The organism is Frankia sp. CeRuru1 (genome assembly GCF_977966315.1).
Map to the genome: position 1 here is coordinate 1421 of NZ_CDWWEW010000228.1, position 7497 is coordinate 8917.

At 72.1% G+C, this 7497-nt stretch carries 7 protein-coding genes; all 7 read right to left on the bottom strand.

The genetic code is table 11. The features are described from left to right. Positions 1 to 177: 177 nt before the first annotated feature. Positions 178 to 1242: a methyltransferase gene (locus AC08OP_RS16035; protein WP_476614938.1), complete on the bottom strand. Its 1065-nt coding sequence runs from the start codon at positions 1240 to 1242 to the stop codon at positions 178 to 180. A gap of 93 nt (positions 1243 to 1335) precedes the next feature. Beyond that, positions 1336 to 1965, bottom strand: coding sequence for an isochorismatase family protein (locus AC08OP_RS16040; RefSeq protein WP_476614939.1), 630 nt, complete (start codon positions 1963 to 1965; stop codon positions 1336 to 1338). A 147-nt stretch (positions 1966 to 2112) separates the two neighbouring features. Next, entirely contained in the window at positions 2113 to 2961 is an 849-nt protein-coding gene (locus tag AC08OP_RS16045; protein ID WP_476614940.1) for an SDR family oxidoreductase, read from the bottom strand. 30 nt (positions 2962 to 2991) lie between these two features. Further along, on the bottom strand, positions 2992 to 4503 hold the full coding sequence (locus AC08OP_RS16050) for a tryptophan 7-halogenase (protein ID WP_476614941.1): 1512 nt from the start codon (positions 4501 to 4503) through the stop codon (positions 2992 to 2994). A 90-nt stretch (positions 4504 to 4593) separates the two neighbouring features. Beyond that, the gene (locus tag AC08OP_RS16055; RefSeq protein ID WP_476614942.1) at positions 4594 to 5433 is read right to left on the bottom strand and encodes a class I SAM-dependent methyltransferase; all 840 of its coding nucleotides are present in this window, start codon (positions 5431 to 5433) and stop codon (positions 4594 to 4596) included. Between the two features lie 48 nt (positions 5434 to 5481). Continuing rightward, on the bottom strand, positions 5482 to 6306 hold the full coding sequence (locus AC08OP_RS16060; RefSeq protein ID WP_476614943.1) for a thioesterase II family protein: 825 nt from the start codon (positions 6304 to 6306) through the stop codon (positions 5482 to 5484). Further along, positions 6303 to 7497 (bottom strand): cytochrome P450 (locus AC08OP_RS16065; RefSeq protein WP_476614944.1); only part of this gene is annotated, 1195 nt, incomplete at its 5' end. The genes AC08OP_RS16065 and AC08OP_RS16060, both read right to left, overlap by 4 nt.

A 7497-nucleotide genomic window follows, 5' to 3' on the forward strand; every position in this document is an offset into this window, starting at 1 on the left:
CCACGAACACGACACCCCGGCTCCCCGATAGCCTTTCCCGCGAAGGGGCCCCGCTGCCCACAGGCGACGTCCGCGAGGGACGCCGGGCATCCGCCTGACCGGCGTCCCGCCCGGGACATCGGGCCCGGCATCGTCGCTCGCGTTCCGCGGAACGCGGCTGGCCTGCGTAGGCGGCGGCTAGGCCGGGACGCACTCGATGATGATGTAACGCTCTACCTGGTCGTGGATCTTGTTGATGCGGAGGCCGGTGTCGGTGGCGAGGGCGGAGTAGTCGTCGAGGGTGCGCTCACGACCGCCCGCGAGGACGAGCATGCGCAGGTCCATCTCCGCGAATCCGGCGGGGTCGTGGTTGGGGGCGGATTCGATGATCAGCACCCGGCCGGCTGTGCCCGCGGCCTCCGCGCAGCGGCGCAGGATCGCGCTCGCGGCGGCGTCGTCCCAGTCGTGGATGACGCGGGTGAGCAGGTAGACGTCCCGGCCAGCGGGCAGCGGGTCGAAGAAGCTCTGGCCGATGACCTCGCAGCGGTCGTCCAGGCCGAGGCCGGCCAGGTATTCCCGGGCGCGGGCCGCGGTCTTCGGCAGGTCGGCCAGGGTGCCGCGCAGATGCGGGTTGTGGCGCAGCACCTCGGCGATCAGCGTGCCGGTCCCACCGCCGATGTCGGCCACGTGCGAGACCGTCGACCAGTCGAAGCCCGTCGCCACGGCGGTGTTGCCGGCCTCGATCGCCATGAGCGCGTCGAAGGAGGCCCTGATCGCGGGATTGGCGTCGAGGTAGGGCCAGAACGGCTGGCCGAAGACCTGCTCCCAGGCCGGCTCGCCGGTGCGCACCGTGTGCAGGAGGCCGGTGAACGCCAGATCCATCTGGCCACCGAAGCCCGTCAGGTCCAACCAGGCGGTCCCCAGCGCACCGGTCCGCAACAGTGCGGCGGCAGGGCTGGCCGCGAACCTCCCCGGGCTTGGCTCCGTGAAGATCCCGCGCTGGGTCAGGTGGCGCAGCACGCGGGCCAGCGCGTTCGGGTCGGCTTCGACGCGTTCGGCCAGGTCCTCCAGGGCGGCGCCGTCGGCGGCACCGTCATCCGGCATGAAGTCCGCGAGCCGCAGCGTCGCGGCGACACGAAGCGCCATCGGGGTCACCAGGTCCATGAGCGGCCCCAGGACCTTCCACGCCGCCATCGCCTGGTCTGGGTCCGCCCGGTCTGGCCGGTCCTCGTCGGTCGCTGGCATCTGGTCTTCCGAGGTCATTATCGTCCCTCCCAATATCGTTGTTGCACGTCGGCCTCGTCCGCTGACCCCTGAACCGCCTGGGCGGCATCGGCCTGGGGGTGGACAAGCTGTTCAGGACCAGCTGGTCAGGATCTGCGTGGTGGTCAGCACCGCGGCGCACTGGCCGGCGGCGAGCCGGAGCGCGCCGAGATGCTGGTCCGGGTTGAACGCGGCGACCGCGTCCGCCACGAGGAACGGGGCGATGTCGGACATGAAGGCATCGCATGCCGTCGCGTAGACGCCGATGTGCGCGTACACGCCGCAGATCACCAGCTGGTCACGTCCGGCCGCCGCGAGCCGCTGAAGCAGGTTGGTCCGGTGAAACGCGCTGTAGCGGTGTTTGACGATGGTGCCCTCGTCTGCGGAGGGGACCAGCGGGTCGACGAGGCGCGCGCCGTCGCCGGCCATGCCGGCGCCCCAGAAGTCCCAGAGCAGGCCGCGTTCGGCCCGGTCGGCGGCGGGCCGTGCCACGCTCCAGAACACCGGGATTCCGGCGGTGCGGGCCGCGTGGCACAGGGAAGCCGTGTTCGCGATCAGCTCCCGTCTCGGTGAGGCCGTCTCCGGGTAGGGCGCCAGGTAGTGAGCCTGCATGTCGTGGACGAGGAGCGCGGCCCTGGTCGGCGTGCAGCGCCAGTCGACCCGGCTCGGCGGCAGCTGGTTCGGTGACGGCATCGGATAGTCCGGCACGGGCGGAAGGGCCATGTGACTGTCCTCCTCGGTGCGGGCAGCCCGCTTTGCTGGACACGTGAGCGATCTGGGTGGAAAGGGACCGAGAAAAAGAGAGTGGGAAGAGGAAAGGAAGAGGAAAGAGAGTGGGAAGAGGGATGCGCTGAGGTCTGTGGTGTCTCCTCAGCCGCGCAGCGCGGCACCGCCGTCGACGTAGAGGCTGTGCCCGGTGATGTGCCGGGCGCGGTCGGACAGCAGGAACACGACGGCTTCGGCGACGTCGCCGGGCCGCGCGGCCCGGCCGAGTGGGATCGCGTTGCGGAACCGCTCCGGGGTCGCGGCGGCCGCCCGGGTGAGACCGTCCGGGCCCGGCCAGGCGGCCCGCGCCAGAGGAGTGTCCGTCACGCCGGGGCAGACCACGTTGCAGCGCACCCCGGCGGGGGCGAGTTCCAGCGCGAGGCAGTGGGTGAGATGCGTGGCCGCGGCTTTCGCGGCGGCGTACGCCGCCATCCCGCTGCGTGGGACGCCGGCCGCGTCCGAGGCGACGGTGACGATGCTCCCGCGCCGTCGTGAGGCCAGCCGGGCGCTGACCGCCCGGCTGGCCAGGAACACCCCGGTCGCGTTCACCTCCAGCATCGTCCGCCAGTCCGCGACCGTGGTCGCCGCGACGTCGGCGACGCGCACCATCCCGGCACAGTTGACGAGCGCGTCGATCGGCCCTAGTTCGGCCTCCACGCTGTCGACGAGCGCGGTCACCGACGCCTCGTCGGTGACGTCGACCCCGTGGGCGACGACTGCCGGCCCCTGGCCGGTGAGCCGCTCCGCCAGCCGTGCCGCGGCCGGCTCGTCGCGGTCGGCCGCGACCACCCGGGCGCCCTCGCGGGCCGCCAGTTCGACGACGGCACCGCCGATCCCACCGGCCGCGCCGACCACCAGAGTGATCAGGCCGCGCAGATCTCCGTCCCGCATGCGGGTACCTCCCATCGCCTCGTCCAGGGTTGGGGCCGCGGTGAGTTCCGCCGTGATCCGCACGGATTCAGCCCGCGGATCCAGCCCGCGGGTTCAGCGCGCGGCCTCGGCCCAGCGCAGGCCGCTTCTGGAGGGAACGAGACCGCCTTTGAGGATCGGTGATTCCCTGGTCGCCTCGCCGCGGAGGCCGCGTGCCTGGATCTGGTTCATCTCCTGCATGACATCGGCGACCACGGGCGCGCCGAACAGGTGGTACATGCGTTCACCCGACTCGGTCTGCATGGTGCCGGTCTTCTCCGCCGCGTCGGCGAGGTCGGCCGCGGAGCGGTTGAACCGTTCGGCCAGGGTGGCGGACTCGCCGCTTCTTCCGGTGAGCGCGGCCTCCTTCGAGTACACGCCGCCGACCAGCGTGACGAATGCCTCCAGGTCGGTCGAGTTCTCCTCGGTGACCTTCCGGGCCTTCCAGAAATAGGAGCCCTCGTTCGCCTGCATGTCGTAGAAGGCGGTGAGGAACTCGTGGAAAACGCCGTACTCCCGGCGGTATCTGCCGTCGAATTCGCCGAACGCGCGTTCTTCGGTGAGGTCGCCGGCCAGCACGCTGTTGATCGACCGGGCGGCGAGCAGCGCGCCGTAGGTGGCCAGGTGCACACCGGTGGAGAAGACCGGGTCGATGAAGCAGGCCGCGTCACCGACCAGGACCATGCCGGGTGCCCAGAACCTGGTGTTGGTGTACGAGTAGTCCCGGCGGGTGCGCAGCTCACCGTACATTCCCTCGGTGACCCGCGTCGCGTCGGACATCATCTCGCGGACGACCGATGTCCGGTTGACGAAACCCCACAGGGCCGCCTCCTGGTCACCGCGTAGCTGGTCGGCCTGGGTGCGGCTGACCACCGCGCCCACGCTGGTCAGCGTGTCCGACAGCGGGATGTACCACATCCAGCCCTCGTCGAAGGCGGCGCAGAGAATGTTGCCGGCGTCCGGGCCCGGCAGCCGCTTTCCGCCCTCGAAGTAGCCGAACAACGCGATGTTCTTGAAGAACTCGGAGTAGTGCCGGTCACCACCGGCTTCCTTGTAGAGCGCGCTCTTGTTGCCCGAGGCGTCGACCAGCCATGTCGCCGTCGCCGTGTGGCTGACCCCCTCGCCGTCGAGGTAGCGGACGCCGCGTACCTGGCCTCCCTCGCGTAGAACCTCGCGGACGTCGACACCCTCCCGCACGTCGACGCCATTCCTGGCGGCGTTGCGCAGCAGAATGTCGTCGAAGTCGGCCCTGCGCACCTGGTAGGCGAACGACGTCGGGCCGGAGAGCTGGGGGGAGAGCGCGAACAGGAAGTTCCACGGCTGCGGGTTGGTGCCCCACCGGAAGCTGCCGCCGCGCTTGGGCATGAACTTCGCCTGTTCGACCTGTTCGGCCACGCCCAGCAGCCGGCAGATTCCATGGATCGTCGCGGGCAGCAGCGACTCACCGATCTGGTAGCGCGGAAACACCTCCTTCTCCAGGAGAAGGACCCGGTGGCCTTCGCGGGCGACCAGGGTTGAGGCGGTGGAGCCGGCCGGGCCACCGCCCACCACGATGACGTCGTATTCCTCGGGGGCTGATGTGGTCACCGTTCGTGTCCTCGTTTCGAGCTTGAAGGGCGAGCTTGGGCGGCAGGCTTGGGCAGGCCTGGGGCGAGCTTGAAGGGCGAGCCTGAAAAGTCAGGACGCGAGGCCCGCACGGCGGCTCGGCCTGACGTCCGGCGGTGGCGGGTCGATTCCGTGCGTCCCTCGCGGCGGCGGCGCGTCTGCCGGCGGGCTTGCCGGTGGGTTCGCGGCGGTGAGGACGACGACGCGGAAGGTGCCCTCGGCGGCGCCGCTGACGTTCGCGCAGTGCAGCCCGGCTTCCGCGGCGAGTTCGGCGGGGTCCTGCGTCCACCAGTCGTAGGAGTCGTCGACGACCCTGGCCAGGCTGTCCCCGCGGTAGATCTGCCAGGTGGTGGTGAAGCGCATGAGGCCCGGTGACCCGCCGGGCCGGCCTTCCACCCACCACTCGTAGCGCTGCCGGCCGACGGTGTCCGCCACCGTCAGTGTGGGGGGCAGGACGCGGGGCGTCCGGGCACCCATCAGCTCGACCACGATGATGCCGCCGGGCGCCAGGCGCTCGCGCAGCCGGCGCCACAGCGTCGCCCGGTCCGGGCCGGGCAGGTGGCCGGCGACGCCGAAGACCACCGCGGCGCCGATCCGCGGCGGCAGCGCCAGCCCGGGGGCGGCGCCGTCGACGACGGTCACCCGGCCGCGCAGCTCCGGGCGCGACGCCACCCGGCTGGTGAGGACAGCGCGCATCGTCGCCGAGGGCTCGGCCGCCACGATCGGTTCGGTGGGCAGCGCGGCGGCGATGACCTCGGTGAGGCGGCCGGTGCCCGCGCCGATCTCGACGACCGGGCCGATCCCGGCCGGCAGCGCGCTCAGCGCCGCGGCCAGTGGCGGTCCGCTCGCCGCTGCCTGCCGGCGGGCGACCAGTTCGTAGAACTCCGCCATCGGTGAGTAGTAGTCACGCACGGTGATCTCCGTCCAAAGCTCCGGGCTGTCGACGCCCGCGCGGCCCCGTCACGGTGTGCTGGGCCAGGCGGCGTGCGCGCCGACCAGCGCCGGGTCGAGCAGACCGAGCAGGGTGGACACCACCTGCCCACGCTGAGGGCCCAGGTAGAAGTGGTCACCGGGAAAGACGTGCACGCCGAACCGGCCGCTGGTGAAGCGTTCCCAGGTGCGCGCCCGCTCCTCGTCGCACTCCGGGTCCGTGTCGCCGGTGAACACCGTCAGCGGGCAGGCCAGTGGGTCGACGGGCCGGGGCCGGTAGGTCTCGACCATCTGGTAGTCGGCGCGCACGTAGCCGAGGACGGCCCGGCGCACGTCCGGATCGGCGAGCACCTCCGTCGCCGTGCCGCCGAGCCGGGTGAGCTCCGCGCACAGCGCGTCGTCGTCGGCGCGGTGCAGTGTGCCGCCGAGCTCCTTGTCGGGGGCGGGCCGGCCGGAGGCGATCAGCCGCACCGGTTCCGCGCGGCCGTGCCAGCGCAGCCGCTGGGCCGTCTCGTAGCCGATGACCGCGCCCATGCTGTGCCCGAACACCGCGTACGGCCGGTCGACGTAGCGCAGCAGGTCGGTGGCCGCCGCGGTGGCGAAACCGTGCAGGTCCACGGCGCAGGGCTCGCGATAGCGGTCCTCCCGGCCCGGGTACTGGACGACCAGCAGCTCCACGGTGGGTGGCAGCAGCGCCGCCCAGGCCCGGAAGCTGCTCGCGCCGCCACCGGCGTGCGGGAAACAGACCAGCCGCAGCCTGGCCGCCGGGCGTGGCGCGTAGCGGCGGACGGCGCCCGTCGGGTGCGCCGCCGGCGCCCCCCGTCCAGGCTGGTTCATCAGGCTCACCAGGCTCACCAGGCCACCGGCATCGCCTCGACGCCGAACGTCGCCGAGTCGTTACGCAACTCGAGCTCGGCGACCGGCACCACGAGCCGCAGGTCGGGCAACCGGCGCAGCAGGACCTGGTAGGAGATCTCCAGCTCGGCCCGGGCCAGGCTCGCCCCGATGCACTGGTGGATCCCGAAACCGAACGCCACATGGTGGCGGTTCGTCCGGTGCGGGTCGAAGCGCTCCGGGTCGGGAAACACGTCGGGGTCGTGGTTGGCCCCGGCGAGCAGCAGGATGAGGCCGTCGCCCGCGGGTACCCGCACCCCGCCGATGTCGAGATCGGCGGTGGCGACGCGCAGCGGGATCGAGTCGGCGACCGACAGCAGCCGCAGCAGCTCCTCGACCGTCGGCCCGAGCAGCTCCGGGTCGCCCCGCAGCGCGGTGGCGAGGTCCGGGTTCTCCAGCAGCACCGCCGTGCCCAGCGCGATCATGCTGGTGGTCGTCTCCCGGCCGGCGACGATCGTGATGCCGATGGTCGACATGAGCTCCTGGCGGGTGACCGCGCCGGTGGCGAGGTGGTTCACCACGAGCCGGGAGAGCAGGTCCTCGCCCGGCTCGATGAGCCGGCGGTCGATCAGCTCGTTGAACATCCGGAACATGTTGCCGAGCGCGGCCTGCGCCTCTTCGGCGGTGCTGCCCCGGCCGCCGGAGATGCGGGTGACGTCGCGGAAGAACTCCAGGTTGTCGGTGGGCACTCCCATCAGGTTGAGGACGGTCGCCGTCGACATCCGGTTCGCGAACGCGGAGACGAGATCGACCGGAGGGCCGGCGGCGATCATCTCGTCGACCAGCGACTCGGCGAAGGCGGTCAGGCCCGGCACCATGTCCCGGACCCGGCGGGCCGTGAACTCGGCCTGCAACATCTTGCGGATGCGGGTGTGGTCCGGCGGGTCGGTCCGGATGAACGGCCGGTTGCGGGCGGCGGTCTCCCGCTCCCCGACACCCATCGCCGGGAACGAGGGGTGCCGCGCGTCCGCGCTGACCCGTGGATCGGCGAGCAGCGCCCGCACGTCGGCGTAGCGGCTGACCACCCAGGCGAGCGCGCCGGTAGGCAGTCGGACCTGGAACGCCGGCTGCTCGTCGCGCAGCCGCGCGTAGTCCGGTGGCGGGGCGAACGGGCAGGTGCGCGGCAGGGGGAAGGCGGGCGCGGTGCCCGCG